At 47.3% G+C, this 22,768-nt stretch carries 26 protein-coding genes; 6 read left to right on the top strand and 20 right to left on the bottom strand.

The features are described 5' to 3' along the window. Positions 1–6: 6 nt before the first annotated feature. The 7 genes from gatA to E0698_RS09995 all read right to left on the bottom strand — a co-directional run bounded on the left by gatA (position 7) and on the right by E0698_RS09995 (position 4,883). Positions 7–1,464, bottom strand: a complete 1,458-nt coding sequence (gatA, locus tag E0698_RS10025) for an Asp-tRNA(Asn)/Glu-tRNA(Gln) amidotransferase subunit GatA (protein ID WP_192511458.1) — start codon at positions 1,462–1,464, stop codon at positions 7–9. A gap of 27 nt (positions 1,465–1,491) precedes the next feature. Continuing rightward, complete coding sequence (gene gatC / locus E0698_RS10020; protein WP_025684464.1) at positions 1,492–1,779, bottom strand: Asp-tRNA(Asn)/Glu-tRNA(Gln) amidotransferase subunit GatC; 288 nt, start codon at positions 1,777–1,779, stop codon at positions 1,492–1,494. 364 nt (positions 1,780–2,143) lie between these two features. Next, positions 2,144–2,530 carry a hypothetical protein gene (locus E0698_RS10015; protein WP_025684465.1) on the bottom strand — a complete coding sequence of 129 codons (387 nt, stop codon included), beginning with the start codon at positions 2,528–2,530 and terminating at the stop codon, positions 2,144–2,146. 80 nt (positions 2,531–2,610) lie between these two features. Next, positions 2,611–2,820: a hypothetical protein gene (locus tag E0698_RS10010; protein WP_025684466.1), complete on the bottom strand. Its 210-nt coding sequence runs from the start codon at positions 2,818–2,820 to the stop codon at positions 2,611–2,613. 244 nt (positions 2,821–3,064) lie between these two features. Next, positions 3,065–3,694, bottom strand: a complete 630-nt coding sequence (locus E0698_RS10005) for an MBL fold metallo-hydrolase (RefSeq protein ID WP_192511457.1) — start codon at positions 3,692–3,694, stop codon at positions 3,065–3,067. A 3-nt stretch (positions 3,695–3,697) separates the two neighbouring features. Next, positions 3,698–4,267: a thioredoxin family protein gene (locus tag E0698_RS10000; RefSeq protein ID WP_149095144.1), complete on the bottom strand. Its 570-nt coding sequence runs from the start codon at positions 4,265–4,267 to the stop codon at positions 3,698–3,700. A gap of 1 nt (position 4,268) precedes the next feature. Beyond that, positions 4,269–4,883, bottom strand: coding sequence for a DedA family protein (locus tag E0698_RS09995; protein WP_134912719.1), 615 nt, complete (start codon positions 4,881–4,883; stop codon positions 4,269–4,271). 144 nt (positions 4,884–5,027) lie between these two features. On the opposite strand from E0698_RS09995, the gene E0698_RS09990 reads away from it, so the two are divergent. Continuing rightward, positions 5,028–5,351: a dehydrogenase gene (locus tag E0698_RS09990; RefSeq protein WP_134914563.1), complete on the top strand. Its 324-nt coding sequence runs from the start codon at positions 5,028–5,030 to the stop codon at positions 5,349–5,351. Positions 5,352–5,464: 113 nt separating this feature from the next. On the opposite strand, the gene E0698_RS09985 is transcribed toward E0698_RS09990, so the two are convergent. The 4 genes from E0698_RS09985 to yyaC form a co-directional block, all read right to left on the bottom strand. After that, a complete protein-coding gene (locus tag E0698_RS09985) occupies positions 5,465–6,679 on the bottom strand; it encodes a class I SAM-dependent methyltransferase (protein WP_192511456.1) in 1,215 nt (404 codons plus the stop codon). Next, complete coding sequence (locus E0698_RS09980; RefSeq protein ID WP_134912715.1) at positions 6,666–7,322, bottom strand: DUF6483 family protein; 657 nt, start codon at positions 7,320–7,322, stop codon at positions 6,666–6,668. Before E0698_RS09980 ends, E0698_RS09985 begins: the two co-directional genes overlap by 14 nt. A gap of 206 nt (positions 7,323–7,528) precedes the next feature. Then, the gene (locus E0698_RS09975) at positions 7,529–8,323 is read right to left on the bottom strand and encodes an alpha/beta fold hydrolase (RefSeq protein WP_192511455.1); all 795 of its coding nucleotides are present in this window, start codon (positions 8,321–8,323) and stop codon (positions 7,529–7,531) included. Positions 8,324–8,409: 86 nt separating this feature from the next. Next, positions 8,410–9,000 carry a spore protease YyaC gene (yyaC, locus tag E0698_RS09970; RefSeq protein ID WP_337916190.1) on the bottom strand — a complete coding sequence of 197 codons (591 nt, stop codon included), beginning with the start codon at positions 8,998–9,000 and terminating at the stop codon, positions 8,410–8,412. A gap of 120 nt (positions 9,001–9,120) precedes the next feature. On the opposite strand from yyaC, the gene E0698_RS09965 reads away from it, so the two are divergent. Continuing rightward, positions 9,121–9,348 (top strand): DUF1128 domain-containing protein, encoded by a 228-nt coding sequence (locus E0698_RS09965; RefSeq protein ID WP_192511453.1) that lies wholly within the window; start codon positions 9,121–9,123, stop codon positions 9,346–9,348. A 175-nt stretch (positions 9,349–9,523) separates the two neighbouring features. Here E0698_RS09965 and E0698_RS26735 read toward each other — a convergent pair whose 3' ends face one another. Continuing rightward, positions 9,524–9,838: a pirin family protein gene (locus tag E0698_RS26735; protein WP_337916189.1), complete on the bottom strand. Its 315-nt coding sequence runs from the start codon at positions 9,836–9,838 to the stop codon at positions 9,524–9,526. Between the two features lie 292 nt (positions 9,839–10,130). On the opposite strand from E0698_RS26735, the gene E0698_RS09955 reads away from it, so the two are divergent. From E0698_RS09955 to E0698_RS09940, 4 genes are all read left to right on the top strand, one after another. After that, entirely contained in the window at positions 10,131–10,844 is a 714-nt protein-coding gene (locus E0698_RS09955) for a phosphatase PAP2 family protein (protein WP_192511452.1), read from the top strand. 157 nt (positions 10,845–11,001) lie between these two features. Further along, complete coding sequence (locus E0698_RS09950; RefSeq protein WP_134912704.1) at positions 11,002–11,259, top strand: GlsB/YeaQ/YmgE family stress response membrane protein; 258 nt, start codon at positions 11,002–11,004, stop codon at positions 11,257–11,259. A 42-nt stretch (positions 11,260–11,301) separates the two neighbouring features. Continuing rightward, positions 11,302–11,706, top strand: a complete 405-nt coding sequence (locus E0698_RS09945; protein ID WP_134912702.1) for a YtxH domain-containing protein — start codon at positions 11,302–11,304, stop codon at positions 11,704–11,706. A gap of 97 nt (positions 11,707–11,803) precedes the next feature. Then, a complete protein-coding gene (locus E0698_RS09940) occupies positions 11,804–12,217 on the top strand; it encodes a DUF5665 domain-containing protein (protein ID WP_192511451.1) in 414 nt (137 codons plus the stop codon). A gap of 91 nt (positions 12,218–12,308) precedes the next feature. Here the strand turns inward: E0698_RS09940 and E0698_RS09935 are convergent, their stop codons facing one another. The 8 genes from E0698_RS09935 to E0698_RS09900 form a co-directional block, all read right to left on the bottom strand. Then, positions 12,309–13,277 (bottom strand): magnesium transporter CorA family protein, encoded by a 969-nt coding sequence (locus E0698_RS09935; RefSeq protein WP_192511450.1) that lies wholly within the window; start codon positions 13,275–13,277, stop codon positions 12,309–12,311. Between the two features lie 110 nt (positions 13,278–13,387). Continuing rightward, positions 13,388–14,161, bottom strand: coding sequence for a sigma-70 family RNA polymerase sigma factor (locus E0698_RS09930; RefSeq protein WP_014278091.1), 774 nt, complete (start codon positions 14,159–14,161; stop codon positions 13,388–13,390). Further along, a complete protein-coding gene (gene rsbW, locus E0698_RS09925) occupies positions 14,158–14,610 on the bottom strand; it encodes an anti-sigma B factor RsbW (RefSeq protein WP_192511449.1) in 453 nt (150 codons plus the stop codon). The genes E0698_RS09930 and rsbW overlap by 4 nt, the downstream gene beginning before the upstream one ends. Positions 14,611–14,628: 18 nt before the next feature. Continuing rightward, positions 14,629–14,967 carry an STAS domain-containing protein gene (locus E0698_RS09920; protein WP_149095152.1) on the bottom strand — a complete coding sequence of 113 codons (339 nt, stop codon included), beginning with the start codon at positions 14,965–14,967 and terminating at the stop codon, positions 14,629–14,631. A gap of 112 nt (positions 14,968–15,079) precedes the next feature. Then, positions 15,080–16,750 carry a response regulator gene (locus E0698_RS09915; RefSeq protein WP_192511448.1) on the bottom strand — a complete coding sequence of 557 codons (1,671 nt, stop codon included), beginning with the start codon at positions 16,748–16,750 and terminating at the stop codon, positions 15,080–15,082. 19 nt (positions 16,751–16,769) lie between these two features. Continuing rightward, entirely contained in the window at positions 16,770–17,639 is an 870-nt protein-coding gene (locus tag E0698_RS09910; protein ID WP_192511447.1) for a CheR family methyltransferase, read from the bottom strand. A gap of 79 nt (positions 17,640–17,718) precedes the next feature. Beyond that, positions 17,719–21,399: a response regulator gene (locus tag E0698_RS09905; protein ID WP_134912690.1), complete on the bottom strand. Its 3,681-nt coding sequence runs from the start codon at positions 21,397–21,399 to the stop codon at positions 17,719–17,721. Next, positions 21,383–22,564, bottom strand: a complete 1,182-nt coding sequence (locus E0698_RS09900; RefSeq protein ID WP_134912688.1) for a PP2C family protein-serine/threonine phosphatase — start codon at positions 22,562–22,564, stop codon at positions 21,383–21,385. The genes E0698_RS09905 and E0698_RS09900 overlap by 17 nt, the downstream gene beginning before the upstream one ends. Positions 22,565–22,768 lie beyond the last annotated feature (204 nt).

Genomic DNA, 22,768 nt, shown 5'->3' with positions numbered 1-22,768 from the left:
GGCAAATTACAGTTGCGGACGCTGCTTGTGAAATTCGGTATTTTGTTCAAAGGCATGTGCTACACGCAGCACGGAAGACTCGTCAAAGGCTTTTCCGATAATTTGCAGTCCAACCGGCAATCCATCCGCAAGGCCACAAGGGATGCTGATGGCCGGCACTCCAGCCAAACTCACCGGAATCGTCAAAATATCGTTCAAATACATCGTTAATGGATCATCCACTTGCGAACCGATTTTAAAAGCTGTTGTCGGCGCAGTAGGTCCGATAATGACATCATATTGTTCAAACACACGATCAAAATCCTGTTTGATCAGTGTACGTACTTTTTGTGCTTTCAGGTAGTAAGCATCATAGTACCCGGAACTCAGCGCATAGGTACCCAGCATAATCCGGCGCTTCACCTCGGGGCCAAAGCCCTGCGTGCGGGACTGATGGTACAGATCCAGCAGGTTGTCCGGATTGTCTGCACGTACGCCATAGCGTACACCGTCAAAACGGGCCAGATTGGACGATGCTTCGGATGAAGCCAGCAGATAGTATGTGGCTACCGCATATTCAGTGTGTGGAAGAGAAACCTCTTCCCATACCGCGCCCAGTCCTTCCAGTGTTTTCAGCGCGTCCAGCACCTTTTCCTTGACCTGTGGATCGACGCCCTCACCCAGATACTCCTTGGGTACAGCAATACGAAGTCCTTTTACATCTCCGGTCAAAGCGTTCAAGTAATCAGGAATGTCTACCTTCGCAGAAGTGGAGTCCTTGTGATCATAGCCTGCAATGGCTTGCAGTACGTACGCCGAATCCTGAACATTCTTCGTAATCGGTCCAATTTGGTCCAAAGAAGAAGCAAAGGCTACCAAACCAAAACGTGATACCAGACCATATGTTGGCTTCAAGCCGACTACGCCGCAATAAGAAGCGGGCTGGCGAATGGAGCCGCCTGTATCGGAGCCGAGGGTAAAATAAGCCTCGCCCGCTGCTACAGCCGCCGCCGAGCCGCCGCTGGAGCCTCCGGGAACGCGTTCCAGATCCCAAGGATTTCGTGCCGGGAAGAAGCTGGAATTCTCGTTAGAGCCGCCCATCGCGAATTCGTCCATGTTCATTTTGCCCAATGTTACGGTTTGCGCCGCACGCAATTTGCCGACAACCGTTGCATCGTACACGGGATCAAAATTCTTCAAAAACTGACTGCCGCACGTTGTACGCAGCCCTTCTGTCACGATGTTATCCTTAATGCCGACCGGCAGGCCAAACAGCAGCCCGCGTTCCTCTCCCGAGATCAGATGATCATCAAGCTGACGTGCGGATGCACGTGCCTGCTCCTCGTCAACCGTAATATAGGTCCTGATCTTGTCTTCCCGCGCACCAATCGTCTCCAGAGCGTGTCCTACCAGGTCACTCACGGAAATTTCCTTTTGATGCAGCTTGTTATGTATTTCCGGCAATGTGTTATCAAACAAGCTCAATTTGCATCCTCCTTTCAAATGTGAAATCTATTCCAGAACAGCAGGAACTTTAAACTGTCCGTCTTCTTCTTCTGGTGCATTGCGCATCACTTGCTCGTGTGTCAAACTTTCGCGAACTTCGTCGTCTCGCATGACATTGCTGACGTGCAGCACATGAGTGGTCGGTTTTACCTGTTCCGTATCCAGCTCATTCAGCTTCTCCGCATAGTGGAGAATGGCGTTCAATTGCCCTGTCATCGTGTCTTCCTCGGCTGCGGTCAGATTCAACCGGGACAGCTTGGCTACGTGACGGACATCTTCCGTGGAAATGTTCATACAAAAACCTCCTCGTGTATAAGAGGATTTTACAAAAATCCAATAAGCGACTTCTAATGAACAATAAATAGATCGAAAGGGTTTAGTTCGTCTATATATTGCACTTCGGAGCGACTGGAATCGAATTTCGCAAAATCCTGATATCAAAAATGCTGCACCGAACTTTGAAATAACGTTTTTAATTATAGGATAGAACCCTTTACAATTCAATCTTTGACGCGGTACAGAATCAAACTGTATAGCCGAGCGGTAAATGTTACTAAATGTATAAAAAAAAGCACCTCTCGGTGCTCTTTCGAAAAGCGATAGGAGCTAAGAACGTGCTAATTATATATTCTTCAAAAGAGTCGGCATGAGCCGACCCCTATATCCAAGCACGTAAATTAACTTGTCTAATAAAATCAGCCTGTGACAACAATTCTGTCGCGGTTTCTTCTTCCTCAGCCTCTACCGAATCAAGACCACCGTTCATCACATGTCTGAACAGCTTCTCGTTATGCGTAGCAAGAGCATAATCTATCAGCGCTTCACGCTCAATCCGCTCGGCTTCCAGCTTTAAAATACTTTCTTCCAGCTCGATGTCCCCGGATGGTACGAAAAAATTGCGATTCACCTTCGGGACGCGAATGACATAGTCAAAAGCATTGTCCGCATTACGGTCGTAAGCAATGATATAACCATGTTCGCCCACAGGAAGATTCTGCTCAAAAGCATCCGCGACGATCATAATTCTAGTTCCTAAATGATGCATCGTTAGCCCCCCCGTTTGTCTGAACTTATCTGCTAAGTCTACTAAAAAAAAAGTAGCTTGTCTATATCATCTATGTATCTTCAAAACTGTCCATCTCCACGTCCCAGCCTGTGCTCATTCAGCCTTGTGTGCCAATTCTGTGCAATGGTTCCGCCTTGTTTTGTTACCTTTTTCCAGGTTATTACCTTCGGTTCAAAACCTTGCACAGAAGCTCTATCTCCTGTCTTTATGGAAAAATGGCGGCTATCTCCATTCTCACGATGTAACCCAGATATATACTTCCTTTTCATTCATGCTCCCCCTTGTGATCTGACGGCCAAATGCCTCTCTATCCTCTTAATGGGCAAAAAAAAGAACGCAAACCGGGATTCATCCACAGCTTGCGTGCTTCGCGAGTTTAGTATGTAACTTCAATATGTGTATGGTAACAAAAATAAAAACCTTTGTCTATACATTATTAATAATTTGTTGTCGAAATGGGGCAAAACCTGTCACAACCTTGATTATGCCCCAGCTGAAAACATTCATCACTTTTTATCGTATATACGGATTGTTGGCTTTCTCATACCCGATGGACGTTTTGGGACCGTGACCGGAATACACCGTAATGTCATCTCCAAGCGGGAACAATTTGTTCTGAATGGAATCGTACAAGTCCCGTTCCCGCCCACCTGTCAAGTCTGTGCGGCCGACACCCTGACGGAATAATACATCGCCGGAGAACAAGTCCTTACCACACAAAAAGCTGACGCTTCCGGGTGAGTGCCCAGGTGTATGGAACACCTTGAACGTATGCCCGATCAGGTTCAATTGCTGACCTTCCGCCAAATCAAATTCGGCAGGCTCCGTCGAGATCGGCGGGGATGCCTCGGGCCACATCAAAGAGCCGTTTAATTTAGGGGATGTAAGCCAGTCCTGCTCCAAAGGGTGCAGATAAACCGGACAACCCTTCGCTTTGCGAATCTCATCCACTCCACCGATATGATCAAAATGAGCATGGGTCAGCAAGATGGCTTCAATCTTCAGTGACTCAATGGCTCTCAGTAAAGGACCCGGATTCATGCCAGGATCAATGATAACGGCACGCTGCGGGTCATCCCCCTTAAGCAAATAGGCATTCGTTTGGAGCGGGCCCAAGTTAAAGCTGCGAATAGACAACGTCATATTTTAAAATCCCGAGATTAGCTCGCGCAATTCCTGAACAATTACAGGATGAACCTCGGTTCCCTCCCCATATTTCTCAGCCATTTCTTTACGGGCCACCGCAATTTTTTCTTGATAATCATCGGCTTCCCGATCTGGATTTTCACGTTTGAACCCGATCATAATTTGTTGGACATGTGCAGGACGCGGTCCCCAGTGACCCAGTACATGACCCCCTGTATCGGCAAAAATCACAATCGGCACTGCACGTCCGCCCATCGTCAGGAATTCGTCCATCAGCGCTTGATGATTTTCCAAAATCAATACTTCAGTCGGAATCCCGCTATTCTCCAGCGCGCGGAATACAACTGGCACGTTGCGAACTACATCTCCACACCAGTCGGCGGCCAAAATGAGTACACGCAGGTCGTCCCGATGGTTCAGGCTTTCAAAATACTCACGGTCCTCTTCACGGTTCCACACAAACTGATCATACCCGGAGCGGAAGGCTTCCTTGTTCTTTTCCATCCCCTCCATAAACTGTTCGGGGCTCAGACCTTTTCCAAAATATTGCGACACGTTAGTACGACTCATGTTATACACTCCCTTTCTTCTTTTTGGACACAATCCATTTGATAACAAAATAAATGATCAAGAGCGCAAGGGCAACCAGCAAAATCGGTTTGATGTAAGGTGCTGCCACTTCGTCAATTTGCTCCCACTTGTCTCCTAGCAGCATACCTAAATATATAAACAAAACAGACCAAGGTATAATCGCTAGCGTTGTCAAAATAGTAAAGCGCCATACGTTCATGCGAGCCAGCCCGGCAGGGATGGAGATCGCGTGACGCACAACAGGAATAAAGCGGGCTGTGAAAATGACCCCTGTGCCGTATTTGTTGAACCAGGCTTCGGCGTGGTCGACATGGCTTTTCTTGATAAGTATGTATTTTCCGTACTTATCCAATACCGGCCTGCCGCCATAGCGTCCAATCCAGTAAATAAACAGTTGTGCCAGCACCCCGCCGATAGTTCCAAAAACAACCGCGCCAAAGAAGTTAATATGACCCGAAGACACTAAAAAGCCACCATAAGCGAGGACAATTTCACTTGGAATGACCTCAACCATCAAGCCTAGCATAATACCAAAATACCCAAGACTACGAATGATCTCAAACAAATAATTAATGATACTAGATATATGGTCCAATTATCTTCCCACTCCCTGCCTGTTTCTCTATTTCCATTAGTGTATCACAGGGGCAGAACAAGTCGCCACTTCACTCAAACAGGGAGTTCAGTGACCCCAGCTCCTCTGCCCGCATAAGTTGTGAGAGAGAGGAGGGGGTACAATATGCCTCCCGGCAAATTCCCCAAACATGACAATTCACAATCCCGTTTACCCACGGCTCGCGGTATCCGACGTGCATGCAGCAAAGAGTTGTACCGAACCTGCAAGCGTCTGCCCGTTCACATTGCTCCCGATCTGGTCAAGCAGGGCGAGGAGCTGTACTGCCGCAAGGTCGCCGGACACCTCATCTGGATCGCCGAAAACCACAGCAACCGCAGACTACTGTGCGACTGGTGGGATGAGGATGTCAGTGAGGAACTCGCGGCATTGTGGAAGGTTGATCGCGCCGTTTTGTGCACTGCCTTTAGAAGTGCCTATGGCGGATAGTTCTGCGCATCCAAGGGTATGCGAAGCAGGGAAGCAACCTGTAACGGGAACTGTAAACTGTGATTTACAAAAAAAGTGGAGCCACCCCGCAGTGGCCCCACTTTTACTTATTTCTATCCCTGTTTCTTCGTCTGCCCTGCTCCCTCGGGAAGCAAATCCGCACAAGCACGCTCCAAATAAGGATCAGCATGAATAAAATCCCGAAATGCCGTGTATTCACGCCATAAAACAGAACGTTCCCCTGCTTGGCCTTTGACGGCACGGATCAAAATATTTTTAGGCGTATGCTCCATGTCGATAAATTCCAGCAACTGTGTCCGGTATCCCATCATGTCCAGCAGCTTGGCTCGGATACCGTCTGTTGCCAGCGCTGAAAAGCGCTCCTTCAAAATACCATGGGAAAGCAGCGGCTCCAGCACCGGATTTTCCAGCTGGCTGAACAGCTCATGCTGGCAGCACGGAACGGACAAAATGACAGATGCATCCCAACGAACTGCCTTCTCCAACGCGGCATCCGTTGCGGTATCACAGGCATGCAAAGTCACAACCATATCCACCTGCTCCAGCTCGTTATAGTCCGCAATATCACCGACCAAAAACTCCAATTGGCGGTATTGCAGCTTTTGAGCCAGAAGATTACAGGTTTCAATAACATCTGCCTTCAAATCTAGACCCACGATCTGCAAAGGTCGTTTTTGCTGTACTGCCAAATAATGATACAGCGCAAAGGTCAAATATGATTTACCGCAGCCAAAATCCACAATGGTTAACGGACGGCCTACGGGAAGGTTAGGCAGTACATCCTGCACCATTTCGAGAAAACGGTTGATTTGGCGGAACTTATCATACTTGCGGGCCAGTACCTTGCCGTCCTCATTCATGATCCCCAGTTCAATCAGAAAAGGAATCCGTTCACCTTCTTCCAGCACGTATTGCTTTTTGCGGTTATGTGACAGGTCGGCTGAGCTTTTGCTCGGTGATTTAGTCAAAATGGACACTTTATATTTTTTACTGATCAGCACCTGATAGTCCGCATTCTTCGCACACAAGAGCCCTTGACGGAACGTATCCTCAAACAAGGTAGTCATGCGCTCGTTAGCTTCATCAGGGGTCAGGTTTTCATGAATGACCTTGTTGCTGTAATGAAAAGCAAACTGGTAATGCAGTTTGTTCTTCAATTCCACAGGCTTGATTAGCACTTTAGTAAAGGAAGCATCCTCCCGTTTGCGAAGCTGACTCAGCGTCGCAGTTATGAGGGATCCTCCTGTAGTTAGTTGGTATATAAGTTCACGCAGTGAATCCAAAAGGTACATCTCACTTTCTTCCATGTAGTTGGGTAATCTCGACCAGACCTTCGGTTACTTCCCGGCGTGAAAGTCCACCCCGTTGCAGCTCCGCATCAGTCTTATCCAGCAATTGAGTATAAAATGCCTCCGCATCCGGCAGCAGCTCCGGCTGCTCCCATGACAGTCCGAACCAAACATCAGCGGCCTCGTCCAGTCTGTCCTCTCGTTCGTAATAGACAACCAGCAGCTTGCTTGTGTCGGCTGGCAGCTCATATTCCTGAACCAAATTGACGATACACGCAATTCGCTCAGGCAGAACCTGAAGGTCACGGGTCGCACCATTCACATCACTGTACAAATATAGATGAAGGGATTTTATCAAGATTCGTATGCCCTCGTCTGTTCTGTCGGTTTCCAGGTAAATAGCGGCTTCTTCTTCCAAAATGCGAGCCACCTGCTGAAGCTTGTCCGCTTCAATACCGGGGCCCAGTCGGAAAAGCTCTATAATTTGTTCCGGCGGCAATCGTCTGAGCAAATCTGAACGAAGGCGAAACTGCTTGTTAAGCAGGTCATCCAGTTGTTTCAGCGCTTCGACGTGTTTATTTTCACGCCTTAGACCAAGCACCGATGCTACTGCCGATGTCATTTCTTCCATCATACTGAGCAAATAATCTTTTCTGAGCAAGCCGTTCCCTTCTTTCCATCCCGATGCCTCGACAACCAGGAACTATTTCACTTCTGATTGTAAGTCATCCTTGTGCAAAAGCCAAATGGCTCGGTCAAGACGGAAAACGTTTGGTAACAATCAAAATCAATTTAAAACGCCAAAAAACCGCCCCCCCTCTGTATTGGTACCAGATGGTTCCGGTTTTTTGGCTTTGTTGTTCAAGTTTACTGCTGGATGTTTTGTTGTAAAAATGCCAAGATGGCATGTGCCAGTTGTTCCGGCGCTTCGAACAGACTCATATGACCAGCTTCAGGTATTGTGACCTGAGTGACTCCGGCCCGATCTGTCGTAAATGTCCGGGCGGGCGGAACCGCCTGATCCTGCTCTCCCGCCACTAACAGAGTGGGCAAGGTGGATGCCGACAGCACGTCACGGCGGTCAGAACGCTCACGCATCGCCAAAGATGTGCCTACGGCTCCTTGTGGCGGCGTTTTATAACCGATTTCTTTGACCTTGAGCACCTGATCCGACAAGGATTCTACATGTTCTGGAGCAAAAAGTCCGGGAACGAGTCCATCTACAAATGCGGTGATTCCCTCTGTTTGAATGGTGGATACGGCCTTGTTCCGTTTTTCTTTTCCTTCCTCTGTATCCGCATAGGCGGTGGAGTGAATCAGCCCGAAGGCTGTAAGTCGCTCGGGATGGCGCTGTACCGCAGAAAGCGTCAAATAGCCCCCGAGGGAATGACCGAACCAGGCAGCCTGTGGAATGTCCAGTTGTTCTTGAAGCTTAAGCACATCATTCGCCATTTGATCAATCGTGTAGGCTCCAAGCGGAGCATCGCTACGTCCATGACCACGCAAGTCCGGAACAATGCAGCGATAGCTTTGGGACAGCAATGGAACAACCTCATCCCAATAGGAAGAGCTTCCACAAAATCCGTGCAGCAGGATGATGGGCTCTCCTTTTCCCTGTTCGGCATAGCAGATTGTCGTTCCTTCACATAGTACCTTTTCCATGTGGAACCCTTCTTTCTCTGTATATAATCTATTGGAGCGAATATATTATGATTTGAACATGCTGATGTATATTATTAAGCAGACCATCAATATCTGAAACGGTAGCTCTCTGGAAATTCTTGCGAATCTGCTCTTAAGCCAAACCCGCAAGACGCAGCATGGGCTATATGTGTAGCCATCGTCATGACGAGATGCAGTGATGTCATTTGCAATGTCCAGTAGGGTTTGGGACTGCGCTCGTTCACAATGGCAGCGACGCTGTAATCTCCGACAGACGGCAGCGCCAGTCCGACCGAACGCGCCGGAGTCAGCGGCTCACGGGCAACCAGAAACATCCCCGCCGAGCCTTGCTGCCCCAGACAAGCGTCGATGGCAATCACATGATGGTCCTGGGGAATACGCTTCAAATACGAAACCAGATGATCCGCGTCGCACGGCTCAGTCATGGTGCCGATTACATGTGGAAAGCCCTGTTCCATAAGCATGGTGCCGACCAGCGGTCCCAGTGAATCGCCTGACGATCGATCCGTGCCGATACAAACAAAGGTCAGCTTATTCACCTCATGAAGAGAATGAATTTCCCGAAAAAACGGTACGAGCCCTTTGCGATCTGTTTTTTCCGCATTACTGTCTAAAGGAGAGCGCCCAGATACGGAAGCCCGATTATACAAAGACACCTTCGTCCATCCTCCTTGATCCGGCCGTTGACCGATAATCTGACTTTCAGTACATTCTACAACAAAAACATGGTACAATACAGGCAACTTCCCCTGATATGAAAGGATGGAACATTAACGATGGATTTGTCTGTACCGTCTCATGCCAACATTGAACATATGATTGAAAGCATCAAAACCAAGCTTCGTATGGCGAGTGGCGCTGCAATGCAGTCCTCCGCTTTCTCTCTGGAGCAATACGAGGATCTCCGTGATGTCTATGATATGGTGATAAACAAGCCTAATCTGAGTATTTCAGAAGTCGAGGCCATCGTATCCGAGCTGGGCAGATTACGTAACCCCTCCTGATCAGAAGACGGATGCACATCGTTTAGCTTACTTACAGCCTATCATCTTGGGTGACACTGTTCATGGTAGTGCCTCCCGTAAATAAAGCTCGTATCTCCGTTCGCATTAACAGACGCGTAACGGGATACGAGCTTTATTTTTATCCATCTCCTTATGCGTTTCTTCGCAGATGTCTTTAAGGTAAATCCGCCAACACCAGTTCAGACACATCCTCATTCCCTGTAGCTTGTAATTTTAAATGACAGCTTTTGTGGATTCGTGCGGCATCACCGGGTCCCAACTGAAAATTGCCATCCTGGTAAGTAACCTCCACATGACCACTAACAACGTAAATATGAGTTCGCCGTTCCTCCTGCTGCGGATAATCAAGCTGTTGACCTTTTTCCAGTCTGCTGAGATACAGATTTACATCCTGAGCGATGGACAGCGTTCCTCCAAGTCCTGATCCAGATACGGCGGGCTGTAAGTGATTTAGACAAGCTAAACTCACTATGAATCCACCCTTTATTTGAGGTATGCCTCTCTGCCGATGTCACTATTTTAATCATATCTAACACCTCCATGGATTATAGTTCCGCAAAGCAGCCCTTACTTCATTTTTCCTGAGCCACTTACGGCCCGGCATTGCAAACGCTGTGATACGATCCTTTTACCCTTAGCTTATAAGGGTCAATCAGAGCGGTGTTCCGGTCAGGTTTTGCTCTCAGGTTCAATATTGGTTAAGTTTATAGTACGAAAAGATAAATCGATGCACAAAGCCATAAGGAGGAGATTCTCTACATATGTGGTCCCAAGAACCCCACACATTCCATTTTTTTTCATATTATTTACGTCGCAGTCTGTACGCGTCCATCGTCATGATTGGCGTTTTGCTTCTTATTGCCTACACTGTTCGATGGATTGGTACAGCTCCTTTTCTATATTGGGATGAACGCATTCAGGCTGCAATCTTTCCAGACACAACAGCGGCTCATCACAAGCTCCTGCCTGTCGCTGTATTCATTACGTCTTTCGGTTCCTTCCGTGTCTCATTACTCACAGCCCTGGGTATTGCCACCTTGTGCTGGGTATATCTCCGTTCGAGAGCTTATGCCTTTGCAGTAATAAGCAGCTTTACGGCGATGTGGGTGTTGAACACGCTCATAAAAGAAGTTTTGCAACGGCAGCGCCCAGCACTTCAGCATTTGGTAGAAGTCGGCGGCTATAGTTTTCCCAGCGGGCACGCCATGATTTCCATGGGATTTTACGGCATGGTTTTTGCCATTTGGGCGATAGAACGAAAAATTCATGAGCGCTCTATCTTCCTTCCCTGCGTTCTTGGCGCACTTTTGATTCTCCTGATTGGGCTAAGCCGGGTCTATCTGGGGGTTCACTTTCCAACTGACATCGTGGGTGGTTATATCGCCGGAATCATTTGGCTGGTGTTTACCGTTCCTGTTATCTATCGGCGAGCATATCTGCCGTGTTCTTTGTTTTCATCGACTCCCGGTTCGTAAGTGGCTTGAGACGTTTTTTTGTTTCACACGGAGTTACAGCGTTTATATACGAAGTAAGCAACACAACGCAGCACTTTAAACTCACTACTCACAAAAAGCGTTATGATTCTGTTAGACAGACGTTTCTGCTAAACTGAAGATTAAGGGGGCGATCCTTGTGTGGGGAATTGTATTAAGTATTGTAATGGCTATTATTATCGGATTGATTGGCGACGCGCTCGCTGGCCATGAAATGCCTGGGGGTATCGCAGGCTCTATGATCGCCGGATTTGTAGGAGCTTGGCTTGGTGCCACGCTGCTGGGAAACTGGGGTCCGGTCATCGGTGATTTTGCAGTCATTCCGGCCATACTTGGAACCGCATTATTTGTGTTCCTGCTCGGACTTGTGTCCAGGCTTTTAAGAAGGGCTACCTAACATTTATATATTTTTTTTATTCTATAAGAGGAGTGATATGACATGAGTAACATTGATAATCAAGATACGGTAGGTAATACTTCAAGCTTTGCAAAGGGTTTATTCATCGGAGGTTTGATTGGTGCTGCGGCAGCCCTGCTGTTCGCGCCGAAACCAGGCCGCGATTTGCGCAGCGATTTGTCTGATAAAATTACAGTTGTTGCCGATAAAACAAAAGACGTTGCATCCGTAGTCAGCAGCAAAGCAACGGATTTGGCCAAAACGGTTTCCAACAAAACAGAAGATGTAGCTAAAACCGTATCAGGTAGCAAAGACATTATTTTATCCAGCGTAGCCAGAGCTTCTGCCGATGTTGCTGATGAAGCAGTCAAGGCTGATCAAGAAATTATGGATGCAACGGCCCAAGCTGCCAAGGAAACGCAAAAACAATTAAACGCCACTTCCTAATGTCAGGGAATTCTGTGTACAACAAGAATAGACCTAAAAACACTGAACAGCCAGCACGCACGAAGCTGGCTGTTTTTTAGATGACAGAAAGGCAGGGATGACGATGAGCAAGCCAAACTCGTATGGAGATGACCTTAGCGTAAACAACAAACGGACCTTTCATCCCCGGCAGGGTCAGGATGAATCCAAGGATTTTGACGTGAATGAGCACCCTTTTGAACTGCGTCATGAAGTGAAGCGGCTTAATAAGCGCTTAGAACAAATAGCCGACATGCTGGAAAAAGTAGAATTTCGCGATGTACTGGAGACCTATTCCAATCCCAAAAAAAGAATCATCAGTAACCTGACCGCAGGCATTGCAAGGGGTCTTGGTCTTACGCTGGGTACGGTCGTCATACTCGCGCTGCTCGCTTGGCTGCTCAGCTTCCTTGTACAACTAAATCTTCCGATCATCGGAGATTTCATTGCCGAGCTGCTAAGCTATATCAAAATGAGCCAAGGCGGAAATTAGACAGCAAACGATCCATAGTAACCGGAGGTTCGTGCGTACACGCAACCCATTACCATGGATCGTTTTGATCTGTACATTTTGGATGACTGCGCTAGAGCTTGTTGCGCTTGTTAGCTTTCAGCAAATCTCCTGTCCATCCCTTCATCATCAGCCAGCCGTACATCCCCACCATACTTAACAGGGTCGCTGCAATCACAGCCGTAAAACCCCAGCCTGTTTTGATCCAGGGCAGATTCTCGAAGTTCATGCCCCAAATGGCGCCCACTACAGTGGCTGGGGTAAATACAGCCGTTACAATGGTGAGCGTCTTCGTAATCTCAGTTCCCCTAAATGCAGAAATCGCATCGTCAATGGAGATCAGCGTGTCAATTTCCTTTTCATAATGCCGGAACAGCCCTTCCATTCGATTGACACGGTGAAGCAGTTGCTTAAAAAAGCGATTGTCCTCCAGTTCATCAAGATACGCCTCCCGGGAAGCCGTCACCAGCTCTGAAAAAGGAATGAACATATTGCTCCAATACAGCAGCTCAAAACGCGCATTCAATATAGAATCCATCAGCGTACGGGCATTTCTTTTCTCCATACCCTCTTCCAGTTTTCTGAGGTTAATCTCGAATTTGTCCATTCCCGTATGAAAATAATGAAGAACGGCCCTCGCCAGCACAAACATTCCATCAGCCGCACTTTCACATCGGTCAAGCATTTTTTGACGTTCAACCGTGTGCATGATTTCGCGGGTATTCTGATCCAGGTTTAAGGTTACTAATTTCTGGTCCAGCACGAGAAAATAGAACTTGTTACAATCGCGTTGACTGTTGATTTCCTCCTGAATGGAATAGATTAGCGAGCCACATATCAAAGGTTGATCGCCATCCGGAAAGCGTACAGAAATAAAACTGGACGGGATATCCTCTACTTTGTCCAGCCATTCCCGAGCGTCCGGGAGCTTATCCTTTAGCTCTTGTATGACGGGGGACTGCCAGCCTGTAGCGCTGATGTCCCACCATTCCCATCCTCCGCGAAAGGAGGAAATCTGTTCAAATGCTGTCGTGGATTTCATCCTTCCTCCCCCTCCTTTTCCGCTTTAAAAAAGGACACGCTTCCCTGATGGAATGGCGTGTCCTTACTATGTGACGTCCAGTAATCGAAACCATGAAGGCCGTCTTCCTATCATGAGATAGAAGAATTAGACATGATTTGTTTCAGCTTCTCGGTTGCCCGCTTCTGGATGCGGGATACACTCATCTGCGATACGCCCAAGGTCTGCGCAATCGCACGTTGAGATTGACCATCCTGAAATGCCAGAAGAAGCACCTTCTGTTCCTGCTCTTTCAGTTGGCTTAGGGCTTGCTGTAAATCCATTCGTTTTTCCACAGTGTCGTAGTCGTTGGCATCTGAGCTGATAAGCTCGCCTAACGTAGCCGCACTCTCCTCCTGGGATAAAGGGGAATCCAGTGACACATAATGGTAGCACTCACGACCTGCGAGCACTTCGATCGTTTCCTCTACGGTAAGGTCCAAATACTCCGCAATCTCGTTCACATTCGGCGAACGTTCCAGTTTAACGGTTAGTTCGTCGATGGCATGCTGAACGAGCGCACCCTTTTCCTTGATGCGGCGAGGAACCTGAATGTACCAGGATTTGTCGCGTAAATAATTTTTCATATGTCCCAGCATACTTTTCATAGCATACGGTTCAAAGGGGATTCCCAAGCTGATATCGTATTGCTGAAGCAGACGTATCAAAGCCATCTGACCGGTTTGGTATAAATCCTCGTATAAGTCCGGGCGGTTACGGGAGATTTTCCCGGCAGCCATCTTGACCATTGGCTCATACTTGCGGATCAGCACGGTAGCAATCTCGTTATCTTTGGTTTGCTGGTACTCCCAGATTAGACCAACGGCTTCATCCATCGACTCCGGGGGAGTTACCTTTTCATTCATACTTTTTCCTCGCTTCTGACCAGACGCTTGACAAGCATGACTTCCGTGCCTTTTCCACTCTCATTCAAGATATGGACATCGTCCATAAGCGCCTGCATGAGATAGAATCCCAGTCCGCCTACCTGCGCATCATTCAGCTCTTTGTCATGCAAGGATGCAAGTCGGGACGGGTTCTCCATTCGTTCAAAGCTCTCCCCTTCATCTTTGACACGGATGGACAACGAAGCTTCGTCAAATTCGAACGTTACTTCCACCACTCCACCTTCATGACCGTAAGCATAAAGAACAGAGTTATTACAGGCTTCAGATACAGCCACTTTCATGTCTTCTATATCCTCGTAAGAGAATCCCATTTTCGCGGCAATTCCGTACAAATTTAATCTTACAATATCGACAAAGTCAGCAGTTGCCGGCAAATTAAGAACTACTTTTTGAATTTGAGCATTCATTTCTTTTTCTTTCCTTTCCTATTGGGAATTCTCCTGGGGGACAAAGAATTTGGCAATACCGGTCATATCGAACAGTTTTTGAATTTGAGGTGGTACCTCCTGAACGGCAAACCGGGACTCCATCCCATGCCTTGCCTTCAAAATAGATAACAAAATACCGATACCTGTACTGTCAATGTATTTAAGCTCTTTTAAGTTAATAATCAAGTCCTGGCCGGATTCCCCCACCAAAGGCTCCATCACCAGACGAAAATCAGGTGCCACCGAAAGATCCAGCTCTCCGCTAAGGTACACGGTATTTACTCCATCACTTGTTTCTGTAATCGCATTGAACTTCTCATTTTTATTAGTATTCATAGGCCTACTCTCCCGAAAAAAGATTTCCTTACATACTAACCCATTATACGATCGCTTGAATCACCGTATGATGCTTTCTGCACCTTCCAAATATCACCATCTACGCATCAGGCTACGCCTCGTGAATTTGGTCTTTGCCTGATTGCATTGGAAAATGATCCGGAGAATGCCGCAGTAGAGCCTGTTTTACACTGCTGATCTTCACGGGCTTGCTAATATAATCGTTCATTCCGGCTTCAATACATCGGGGCTGAATACCATCCATCACATTCGCTGTCATGGCGATAATAGCAGGCTGTGACCTTCCCGCCAATTGTTCACGCACCTTGCCCGTACACTCTAATCCGTCCATCACAGGCATTTGCAGGTCCATGAAGATATAGTCATAATCCTGGTTAGCCATGACCATATCAAGCGCCTGTTGCCCGTCTGCTGCCACATCCGAAGCCAAACCGAGCTTATCCAGTATATTGACCATCAGCTTCTGGTTGATCGGATGGTCATCCACGACCAGTACAGGTTTACGGCTTGAGGAGTTCTGATGGGGAATTTCCCATTCGTGACCGGATTCTCCCTCCAGTTCATTTTCCTGAGCAAAGCCAAGCTTCGTTGTAAAATGGAATGTTACCCCCTGCTCTCCACTTGTATCCACACGGATATCGCCGCCCATTATGTTCACCAATGTTTTGCAAATAGCGAGTCCCAAACCAGTTCCACCATATTTGCGCGTCATCGAAGAATCAAGCTGGGAAAAGGGCTGAAACAGCCTTCCAACCTTGGCGGGCTCAATACCAATGCCTGTATCCTTCACGGAAAATTCAACGGTAAGTCCTTCGTCGCTACGCTCTTTGACCGATGCGAAGACATATACACCACCACGATCTGTAAATTTGACGGCATTGGATACCAGATTAATGAGAACCTGACGCAGTCTTCCCATATCACCGTATAACACTGGCGGTAGCTGCTCATCCAGAAAATAATCCATCTTCAGATTCTTTCGATTTACTTCCACCGTAAACAGGCTGAAAACTTCCTTGATACAGGAAACCAGATCAAACGGATATTCCTCTATCTCCATTTTTCCTGACTCCAGCTTGGTAAAATCCAGAATATCGTTAATGACCGCTACGAGCGCATCTGCACTGCGGCGGATGATATCGGCATATTCCTGCTGATCGCTTTGCAGCTCTGTTTCCATCAACAGGTCAATCATGCCAATCACACCATTCATAGGTGTCCGAATTTCATGGCTCATCATAGCCAGGAACTCCGTTTTGGCATTGGCTGCGATTTCGGCTGCCTCCTTGGCGGCAATCAGTTCGCTATTCATCTTCTCCAGCTCATGCGTCTTCTGATGAAGCAGCATGGACTGTGTTTTCAGGCGTTTGTTGGTCAGATACATTTGCACAAAGCCTTCAATTTTGGACTTGAGAATTTGAGGGATGAATGGCTTCACCATATAATCAATACCACCCGCTGAATAACCGGCAAACAAATGCTCCGCTTCCTTACTGTTAGCGGAAATGAAGATGATCGGAATATCTTTCGTCTTCTCTCTGGCCTTAATCAGCTTTGCAGTCTCAATTCCATCCATACCCGGCATTTGCACATCAAGGACTACCAGTGCGAATTCATCTTTTAACAGACATCGCAGTGCTTCTTCCCCGGATGTTGCCTTTACCAAATTATATTGTTCACTCTCCAGCACCGCTTCAAGAGCGAGCAGGTTCTCAGGTCTGTCATCTACCAGCAGTATATGAATCGGTTCATGAAGCCCCATGGGATCCTCCTAAGCACCTCTATTTAATCTTCCGATATATTTTTTCTATCCGGTCCAGCGACTCGTAGGAATCACTATAATCGGTAAAATGTATGGATTCCTTAGCCCCAAGCACCAATACGCCAAAATGGCTCAAGCTATCATAAAACAACCCGTGTACATGGTTGCGAAGTTCATCGTTAAAATAAATCATGACATTCCGGCAAAAAATAACGTTGAACTCGTTAAAGGACCGGTCTGTCGCCAAGTTGTGCTCCGCAAAAATAATGTTTTTACTTAAAAAAGGATGAAACATCACTGAATTATACTTGGCTGTGTAATATTCGGAGAACGATTGCGTACCTCCTGACTCCAAATAATTTCTGGTATACAGCTTCATTCGATCAATCCCGTATACGCCTTCCTTCGCCTGCTGTAAAGACAGGTTATTCATATCCGTCGCATAAATACGGGCTTTATCATATAAGCCTTCCTCATGCAACATGATCGCCATGGAGTATACTTCCTCACCTGTCGAGCAACCTGCATGCCATATTCGAATATACGGATATGTCCGTAAAATCGGTATTATTTTCCGCCTGAAATTCAGAAACAGCTCAGGATCACGGAACATCTCAGTCACTGGAATCGAAAGGCTTTGCACCAGTCTGTCGAAGGCGCTGCGATCATGCAGCACCTTCTCCAGAAGCCCTGATATCGTGCTAACATTCTCGGACTGTGCATGATAATAAATACGCCGCTTGATCGAAGGCAGAGCGTAGTTACGAAAATCGTAGCCGTACAGCCGATGAATGCCTTCCAGCAACAGCTCAATCTCAATCATTTCCCGCTCCGTTTCATTCGATTTCAGTTCAATAGCAGCATTATCCGCCGTATCCTTTGATGTCATAATCTCTCTCCAATTCCTGAATAGGTTTTACCAGTACCGCTCCAATCATGTGTTGATTTATATTACCCATTTTTTCGGGCTACGAATACAGCCATACCCGCATTAATGACAAAAGCTGTTCGGTTTGAATCGGCTTCTTCACATAATCGGAAGCGCCTGCCTCAATACACTTGGAACGATCATCCTTCATAGCCTTGGCTGTGAGGGCAATAATAGGCAGCTTCTCGAATTGCGGCATCAGCCGAATTCGCCGCATGGCTTCATATCCGTCCATTTCCGGCATCATCATATCCATCAGCACCAGATCAAAATCAGGTGTCTGTTCCAGCATTTCCAGCGCTTCTCTACCATTTTCCGCAAAGGTAACCTCCATGCGGTAGCTTTCCAACACACTGGACAGGGCGAATACGTTCCGGATATCATCATCCACCAACAATATTTTTTTACCTTCAAACAATTCTTCCTTGTTATATAGCTTCTGCAAAATTTCACGTTTGTCCTCAGGGAGATTCGCTTCGACACGATGCAGGAACAGGGTCGTTTCATCCAAAAGCCGTTCGGGCGATTTGACATCCTTAATAATAATGGACTCCGCAAATTTGCGCAGTTGCGTTTCTTCTTTGCTGTCCAGGTCTTTACCCGTATAAATAATAATCGGCAGATCGGTCAGTTCCTCATTGTCCCGAATGCGGTCGAGCAATTCAAAGCCTGTCATATCGTTAAGCATAAGATCCAGCACCATACAGTCATATCGCTGTACCCCCAGCTCATTCAGTGCTTCTTGCCCGGTGGACACCGCCGTAATAGCAACATCGTCATGGTCAATCAGCTCAATAATGGATTTACGTTGATTCTCGTCGTCCTCGACCACGAGAAGACGTTTCACCATTTTATCTGTATATGATTTAATATGTGAAAATGCCTTATCCAGACTTTCCTTTGAAGATGGCTTTTTGAGATAGGCAATCGCACCCATCAACAAGCCTTGCTTCACATCGTCGATGACCGAAATAACATGTACCGGAATATGCCGCGTAGATGAATTTCCTTTCAGCTCGCCCAAAATGGACCAGCCATCCATAACAGGCAATTGAATATCCAGAATAATGGCGTCCGGCAAATAGGATCTGGCCATGTCCAGCCCATCGTCTCCCTGTAGAGCGATAAGTGCCTTAAAGTCACGGCTACGAGCCATATCGTACAGGATTTTAGCGAATTTAACATCATCCTCTATGATCAGTAATACCTTATCCTTCGAGGCAATCTCGTTCCGGTCGTCGCCCGGGTGCACGATGTTCTCCAATTTTTCCTTTGAAGGCATCTGATACATAGGCAACTGCTCAGCGGGAACAAGCATAGGAGAATTCGACTCTGCGGATGCTGCCACACCACCAATATCCAGTTCCGCACCCTCTGTTGTTTGCGTTTGTTCCGGCAGATACAACGTGAAGCAACTGCCCTGCCCCTGCTCGGATTCTACTGTAATGACACCGCCCAGTAATCTTGAAAGCTCGCGGCTGATCGACAAGCCAAGTCCGGTTCCACCGTATTTACGGCTGGTTGTTCCATCTACCTGCTGGAAAGCCTCAAAAATGAGATCCGTTTTATCCGAAGCAATGCCGATGCCCGTATCATGTACAGACAAGGCCAGATAGGATTTATGCGGATTTAGAAAGCCGGGAAGCTGGTCACCAGTTGCCCTTGAAACACTAAAACGAACAGATCCCTCTGTCGTAAACTTGAATGCATTGGACAATAAATTGCGTAAAATTTGTTTAAGACGATACCCGTCACTGATAATGGCTTCCGGCAAGTTTTCTTCTATCTCGGTATGAAGTTGAAGTTCACGCTTGGCTGCGATTGGAGCAAAATTTTGCTCCACAAACATCTCCAGTTCTTTCAGATTGACGGCTTCATGGTTAATATCCATTTTCCCGGCGTCCACTTTGGATAAATCCAGAATTTCATCAATCATTTTCAGTAAATCTGCGCCTGACATATAAATGGTCTGTGCATATTCAACCTGCTTGGGCTTAAGATTGCCGTCCTTGTTCTCAGACAGAAGCTGGGAAAGAATGAGCAAGCTATTCAGCGGAGTACGCAGTTCATGCGACATATTCGCCAAAAACTCGGATTTGTATTTGCTCGTGATGCCCAACTGCATCGCCTGCTGCTCCAACTGAGCACGCGCACGTTCGATCTCGTCGTTCTTTTCTTCCCCTTCCCGAACCTGCTCTTCCAGCGCTCTCGTCTTGGCTATCAGTTCGGTGTTAAAATGCTCCAGTTCCTCCTGCTGACGCTGTAACAATTCCTCTGAACGCTTGAGCTCCTCTGTTTGCCCCTCCAAATTTTCGTTGGAGCGCTTGAGTTCCTCTTGCTGAGTTTGTAGCTCCTCGGACTGGCATTGCAATTCCTCAGTAAGTGCCTGGGATTCGCGCAGCAATTGCTCTACCCGCATCCGTCCCTTGATGTTGTTCAAAATAATCCCCAAGCTCTCGACTAATTGAGCAAATAGCTTCGTTTCCAGATCACTAAAGCGGTCCAGCGACGCTACTTCCACAGCACCGATACAATCGTCCTCGAACAATATAGGAAAAATCATAATTCCCACCGGCTTACTCGCCCCCAATGCGGAGCCGATGGACAAGTACCCATCAGGAGCTTCTGTAATCAGGATCGGCTTACGATCCTGAACACTTTGTCCAAGCAAGCCTTCGCCAACATGGATAACGTCCTTGATCGAATCTTCACCAGACTCCTTCGCATAGGAGCCGTACAGCTTAAATTGGGCATCCTCCACTTCCTTGCCTTGCAAATAAATCGCTCCGTAGCTGCCTCCCAAAATGGGCGTAAACTCACTGATAAACATCTGTGCGACCTGCTCCAGTGAATTCACGCCTCGGAACAGCTCTGTTACTCGTGCCGTGTTGGCATTAAGCCAGGTTTGATCCTTCTGCGTCTGAAGAACGGAATGCTCAAATTTGCGTTTTTCCTCCAGGTCTCCAGCCATTTGTTGAAATACGCGGGCAACCTCCCCGATTTCGTCCTTGGAAGCGACACTCATGCGGCTGATCGCCCTGTATTTTCCTTTGCCAAAGCCGTTGATCATGAGGTTAACGATATTTAGACCTTTGGCAATACTCGGGAGCACCCACAAGATAACCAATAACCCCATAAGCAGCCCGGCGACCATCAGAATCGTGGTAATCTGCACGGATTCCTGATAAGCCTGATTGGCTTGCATCATGTCGCTATCTATTTCCCGATCCTGAAAAACGGCCAGGTCATTAATGCTGTCCATCGCCTCCTCTTGAGCAGGCAAACCTGTGCTATTGCGGAAAGCATTCGCCTCATCAATGCGATCTTGCCCCAATAAGGAAACGAGCCTCTCTTCGTAGCTTAAAAATTCTTTCCATGCGACAGCTACCCGATCGACTTGCTGCTGTTCTTCGCTGGTACCGGAACTGTTTTGCAGACTTGCCAGCACTTTCGCTCCAGAAGCAGATATATCATCGAGCTCGCCTTTGGCCTCACTGACGGAGGACCCTGGATTCAAGATCAGGTTGGCCATAACTTTGGCCATATCATTCACCTGACCGCGAATAGCCGTTGTTTTCCGTACCTTCATATATCGGTCCTGATAAACCTGGTTCAACTGCTCATTCAGGCTCCCCATTCGATCATAGCTGATTAGCGTCAGCACAAGGAGGATCGCCATAAGCGATCCAAAGCCGATCAGCAGTTTATTTCTGATTTTCATGCAAGCTCTCTCCCTCTTTCAATGCAATCCAGATCAGGCACTTATCATCATCGCGATCCTTCGGTGCCTCTTTACGAAAAAAAGCATCCAGCATCGCTTCTTCATTCCATTCCTCATGCTTGCGCAGACATGCGGTCAAATACTCCAGTTGCTCTTCATATTCGCCCTCTACAGCCTCCAGCAAGCCATCCGTATACAAAGCGATGTGCCCCGTTCCTTCATAATGGATCGTGTGCATTTCCGCATCAATTTTATCAAACAAACCTACTGGACTGCATGCACGGTCAAATTTGGTGATGCTGCCATCCTGACTGAACAATAAGCCGGGCGGATGCCCTGCATTCACATAATCAATCCGCCGAGAACGGGTATCAATGACCATATAAATCGCCGTAAAATAATACTGTACGAGTTGCTTGCCCAAATCCAGTTGGTTAAAGCGACGATTCAGCTCCTGAATCACCTTTTCCGGCTCTACGTAGGTGGTCACGGTATCCTTGAGCACAGATGCAATGAACATGCAGAACAGTGAAGAAGAGATGCCATGACCCATCATATCCAGCAAAATGATCGCATATCTCCCTTCCCCGAGCGGATACCAGGAATATAAGTCTCCCGCCAGTTCAAAGGAAGGCTGATACAGTGCATTGACTTGCAGTACAGGATCTTGGATGGCAGGACTAAGCACCGCCTGCTGTACCATCGCGGCCAGCTTCAGTTCGTCCTGAATCCGCTGGTCCCGGTCTTTATGCCAGTCCTTTTCCTGTTTAAGACGCAAGGCAAGCCGTATTCTGGCCATTAATTCTACCTTATTAATAGGCTTGGTGACATAATCGACGGCCCCCACGTCCAGCGCCTCTGCCAGTTTCTTGGAATCGCCTACAGCAGTTACCATGATGATGGGTATATCTTTCAAATGCTCGTACTCCTGCACGATGCTGCAAGCTTCGATACCATCCATTTCAGGCATCATCATATCCAGCAGAACCAAATCAATATCGGAAGGTCGGGGGCGCAGACTAATGGTACGGTCGCCGATCCCCAAATGCTCCAACATTTCTGCGGCTGAGCTGGCAGAGATAACATCCCTATAATTTTCTTTCTTTAATATTTCACGAATAATAATGACATTGGTCGGATTATCGTCAACAATTAGGATTCTCATTTCTCTCTCCTTATCTGTAGCCCATGTATTATACTATACCTGTTTAAGCGGCAACACCCTTATAGACATGAATTAGCTTTCCATAAGAAGGCATTCCAAAAACATAGATAAGGAATGAGGCTCTCGCCCCATTCCTTATCTATGTTTTTGGAGGAACCGCGAAGCACTTGTGCGGCGGTCAACATCCTCTTTTTCAGCTCTAAC

The sequence above is a fragment of the Paenibacillus sp. 23TSA30-6 genome (assembly GCF_014858585.1).
In the GTDB taxonomy this organism is placed as follows: Bacteria; Bacillota; Bacilli; order Paenibacillales; family Paenibacillaceae; genus Paenibacillus.
This window is presented reverse-complemented; position numbering and strand designations above follow the sequence as displayed.

Excerpts from the sequence above, each read along its gene's own strand:
- gatC (WP_025684464.1), bottom strand. The coding sequence starts at position 1,779 with ATGAACATTTCCACGGAAGATGTCCGTCACGTAGCCAAGCTGTCCCGG.
- E0698_RS10015 (WP_025684465.1), bottom strand. The coding sequence starts at position 2,530 with ATGCATCATTTAGGAACTAGAATTATGATCGTCGCGGATGCTTTTGAG.
- E0698_RS10010 (WP_025684466.1), bottom strand. The coding sequence starts at position 2,820 with ATGAAAAGGAAGTATATATCTGGGTTACATCGTGAGAATGGAGATAGC.
- E0698_RS10005 (WP_192511457.1), bottom strand. The coding sequence starts at position 3,694 with ATGACGTTGTCTATTCGCAGCTTTAACTTGGGCCCGCTCCAAACGAAT.
- E0698_RS10000 (WP_149095144.1), bottom strand. The coding sequence starts at position 4,267 with ATGAGTCGTACTAACGTGTCGCAATATTTTGGAAAAGGTCTGAGCCCC.
- E0698_RS09990 (WP_134914563.1), top strand. The coding sequence starts at position 5,028 with ATGCCTCCCGGCAAATTCCCCAAACATGACAATTCACAATCCCGTTTA.
- E0698_RS09985 (WP_192511456.1), bottom strand. The coding sequence starts at position 6,679 with ATGGAAGAAAGTGAGATGTACCTTTTGGATTCACTGCGTGAACTTATA.
- E0698_RS09975 (WP_192511455.1), bottom strand. The coding sequence starts at position 8,323 with ATGGAAAAGGTACTATGTGAAGGAACGACAATCTGCTATGCCGAACAG.
- E0698_RS09965 (WP_192511453.1), top strand. The coding sequence starts at position 9,121 with ATGGATTTGTCTGTACCGTCTCATGCCAACATTGAACATATGATTGAA.
- E0698_RS09955 (WP_192511452.1), top strand. The coding sequence starts at position 10,131 with ATGTGGTCCCAAGAACCCCACACATTCCATTTTTTTTCATATTATTTA.
- E0698_RS09945 (WP_134912702.1), top strand. The coding sequence starts at position 11,302 with ATGAGTAACATTGATAATCAAGATACGGTAGGTAATACTTCAAGCTTT.
- E0698_RS09940 (WP_192511451.1), top strand. The coding sequence starts at position 11,804 with ATGACGATGAGCAAGCCAAACTCGTATGGAGATGACCTTAGCGTAAAC.
- E0698_RS09935 (WP_192511450.1), bottom strand. The coding sequence starts at position 13,277 with ATGAAATCCACGACAGCATTTGAACAGATTTCCTCCTTTCGCGGAGGA.
- E0698_RS09930 (WP_014278091.1), bottom strand. The coding sequence starts at position 14,161 with ATGAATGAAAAGGTAACTCCCCCGGAGTCGATGGATGAAGCCGTTGGT.
- rsbW (WP_192511449.1), bottom strand. The coding sequence starts at position 14,610 with ATGAATGCTCAAATTCAAAAAGTAGTTCTTAATTTGCCGGCAACTGCT.
- E0698_RS09920 (WP_149095152.1), bottom strand. The coding sequence starts at position 14,967 with ATGAATACTAATAAAAATGAGAAGTTCAATGCGATTACAGAAACAAGT.
- E0698_RS09915 (WP_192511448.1), bottom strand. The coding sequence starts at position 16,750 with ATGGGGCTTCATGAACCGATTCATATACTGCTGGTAGATGACAGACCT.
- E0698_RS09910 (WP_192511447.1), bottom strand. The coding sequence starts at position 17,639 with ATGACATCAAAGGATACGGCGGATAATGCTGCTATTGAACTGAAATCG.
- E0698_RS09905 (WP_134912690.1), bottom strand. The coding sequence starts at position 21,399 with ATGAAAATCAGAAATAAACTGCTGATCGGCTTTGGATCGCTTATGGCG.
- E0698_RS09900 (WP_134912688.1), bottom strand. The coding sequence starts at position 22,564 with ATGAGAATCCTAATTGTTGACGATAATCCGACCAATGTCATTATTATT.